Consider the following 2,791-nt stretch of genomic DNA (forward strand, 5'->3'; position numbering starts at 1 on the left):
GAAGTTGATCACCATCGGCAGCTGGTCGATATCGAGCCCGCGCGCGGCGATATCGGTCGCGACGAGCACGGCGATCTTGCCGCTCTTGAAGTCCTTCAGTGCGCGCGTGCGCTGGTTCTGGCTCTTGTTGCCGTGGATCGCCGCGGCGCGCAGGCCGGCCTGCTCGAGCACGCGCGCGAGCTTGTCGGCGCCGTGCTTGGTGCGGCCGAACACGAGCGTCTGGCGCGCGTCGTTCTGCAGCAGGTGCAGCAGCAGGTCGCGCTTCTTCGACGCGTCGACCGGATGCACGCGGTGCGTGACGGTCGCGGCGACGCTGTTCGGCTTGGCGATCTGGATTTCCACCGGTTCGCGCATGAACTCGGCGGCGAGCGCCTTGATCTCCGGCGCGAACGTGGCCGAGAACAGCCAGGTGACGCGGTTCTGCTTCGGCAAGTGGCCGAGGATGCGCTTGATCGACGGCAGGAAGCCCATGTCGAGCATGCGGTCCGCCTCGTCGAGGATGAGCACCTCGATGTGCGAGAGGTTCACGCTGCGCTGCTGGATGTGGTCGAGCAGGCGGCCTGGCGTGGCGACGAGGATCTCGACGCCGCGACGCAGCGCCTCGACCTGCGGCTGCATGCCGACGCCGCCGAAGATCGTCGTTGCGCGCACGCCCAGATGCTTGCCGTACGCGCGCACGCTCTCGTGTACCTGCGCGGCGAGTTCGCGCGTCGGCGTGAGCACGAGCGCACGCGGCGCCTTCGGTGCGGCAGGCTTGCGCTCGCCGGCGTACAGCCGATCGAGCAGCGGCAGCGAGAACGCGGCCGTCTTGCCGGTGCCGGTCTGCGCACCCGCGAGCAGGTCGCGGCCTTCCAGCGCGGGCGGAATCGCCGCGGCCTGGATCGGGGTGGGGGCGGTATAGCCTTGTTCGGCGAGCGCGCGCAGCAGCGCAGGCGCAAGCCCGAGGGTTTCGAAAGACATTGCAAACTCCTGGTGAGAGTCGGCGCACGGATGCGCCGTGCCGGCGCTTCCGTCGAGAACGGGCGGAAGACCGAGCAGCACCCAGCGTTCCCAAGAAACCGCGCTGAAGATGCGAAGATGGCGGATCGGCGACCCGGATGGCCGGCGATTCCGGAATGAGGCGACGAAGCCGATCGGTGCGGAACGCGAAACGCTGCCTGAGGCGGCGATCGGATGCGTTCCAGAGGGAAAACCGCGTAGCGGCGCAACAGACCGCGCGCACCATACACGAAGCGCGTCGTTTCGGCCACCCTCCACTGCGATGCCGGTGCGAAGGGTTCAGTTTCGCGCGTTGACCCGCCTGCGTGCCCGGCCTAGGCTCGGCCGACGTATTCCGATGCGCGGTGTCGCTTCCATGTCGTTGCCCTGGCTCTACCTGCTGCTCGCCGGCCTCGCCGAGATCGCGTGGGCGGTCGGCCTCAAGTACACCGACGGCTTCTCGCGCCCGCTGCCGACGCTGGCGACGGTCGCCGGCATGGCCGTGAGTTTCTGGCTCCTCGCGCTCGCGATGCGCGAAATCCCGCTCGGCACGGCGTACGCCGTATGGACCGGCATCGGCGCGGTCGGCACCGTGATACTCGGCATGGTGCTGTTCGGCGAATCGCGCGACCTCGCCCGGCTCGCCTGCATCGCGCTGATCCTCGTCGGCGTGGTCGGCCTCAAGTGGCTCGGCGGAGCGGGCCAGGCGTGACCAAGGCGGATGCGAGCCACGCCGCGGCGAGCGGTGATTCGCGAGCAGGCGTCCGCCTCGATATCTGGCTGTGGGCGGCGCGCTTCTTCAGGACGCGGTCGCTCGCCAAGCAGGCGATCGAGGGCGGCAAGGTCGAACTCGCCGAAGGCAGCGCGCGTCCGGCGCGCCTCATTCACGTCGGTGACCGCCTGCGCATCGCGCGCGGCGAGGAACGCTACGAAGTCGACGTGCTCGGCCTCAGCGAGACGCGCGGCCCGGCGAGCGTCGCGCAGCGGTTGTACGGAGAGACGGAATCCGGCCGCGCCGCGCGCCTCGCCGCTGCCGATCAGCGCCGGCTCACCGGCGCCGGCTACGCGAAACCGCCGAGCAAGCCGGACAAGCGCGCGCGACGGTTGATCCGCGCGCTGGGCGACATCGAGGCGCTGTAGCGCGACGGACCTTCACGCATCCGGCTTCGCGTGCGCCTCGCGCACGATGCGTTCGAAGTCGTCGCGCAGCATGCGGTTGGCGTATGCGCTCAGGTGATCGCCGTCGAAGAACAGCGGCTTGCCGTCGCGGATCGCGACGCATACCGCGTCGGGGCAGAGGATCGGGAACGGATCCCAGACGAGCAATTGGGGCACGCCCTGTGCCACGCGCGCGAGGCTGTCGAGTACGGGTGCGCGATAGCGTTGCAGGTCGTCGCGGCGCATTTCGAGGCCCGCCGCGCAGATCGGATTGCCGCGATCGAACCAGTCCGCGCAGCGGAACGGTGGCGCGCGGAACACCGGCTTGGGCGCATCGACAATCATCCGCATTCCGTGTCGTGCGAGCGGGACGAGCTGCGTGATCAGCTTCTTTTCCGCCGCGCTGCGGCGTGTCCGCGCGGCCTCGCTGCCGATGCCGCCGCGCGCGCGCGCTTCGTCGACGCCGGCGAACTGGTTGGACAGGCGGTTGAGGCGCAATGCAGCGAGGAACACGATGTCGCCGACGCGGCCGCGTGCGAGCATGTCGTCGATCGCCGCCTGGCCCTGCGCCGGGCACGCGCCCTGTTCGCGTTCGGGTTGCAAGCTCGCGAACGTGCAGTTCTGGTTGTGATACAGCACGATCGTCGCGCCGGTG

Annotated in this window: 4 protein-coding genes; 2 read left to right on the forward strand and 2 right to left on the reverse strand. The window is 69.5% G+C overall.

Features of this window, described 5'->3' with window-relative positions:
* A partial coding sequence (locus tag VI238_RS07670) for a DEAD/DEAH box helicase (protein ID WP_331650103.1) occupies nt 1–960 on the reverse strand: 960 nt, incomplete at its 3' end.
* Nucleotides 961–1,354: 394 nt separating this feature from the next.
* On the opposite strand from VI238_RS07670, the gene sugE reads away from it, so the two are divergent.
* Together sugE and VI238_RS07680 are read left to right on the forward strand one after the other, a co-directional pair.
* On the forward strand, nt 1,355–1,690 hold the full coding sequence (sugE, locus tag VI238_RS07675) for a quaternary ammonium compound efflux SMR transporter SugE (RefSeq protein WP_422653340.1): 336 nt from the start codon (nt 1,355–1,357) through the stop codon (nt 1,688–1,690).
* Nucleotides 1,687–2,118 (forward strand): RNA-binding S4 domain-containing protein, encoded by a 432-nt coding sequence (locus VI238_RS07680; protein WP_331650104.1) that lies wholly within the window; start codon nt 1,687–1,689, stop codon nt 2,116–2,118. The genes sugE and VI238_RS07680 overlap by 4 nt, the downstream gene beginning before the upstream one ends.
* A 12-nt stretch (nt 2,119–2,130) precedes the next feature.
* Here VI238_RS07680 and VI238_RS07685 read toward each other — a convergent pair.
* A partial coding sequence (locus tag VI238_RS07685) for an SGNH hydrolase domain-containing protein (RefSeq protein WP_331650105.1) occupies nt 2,131–2,791 on the reverse strand: 661 nt, incomplete at its 5' end.

This window comes from Dokdonella sp. (assembly GCF_036518555.1).
Classification (GTDB): domain Bacteria; phylum Pseudomonadota; class Gammaproteobacteria; order Xanthomonadales; family Rhodanobacteraceae; genus Dokdonella_A.

Excerpts from the sequence above, each read along its gene's own strand:
- sugE (WP_422653340.1), top strand. The coding sequence starts at position 1,355 with ATGTCGTTGCCCTGGCTCTACCTGCTGCTCGCCGGCCTCGCCGAGATC.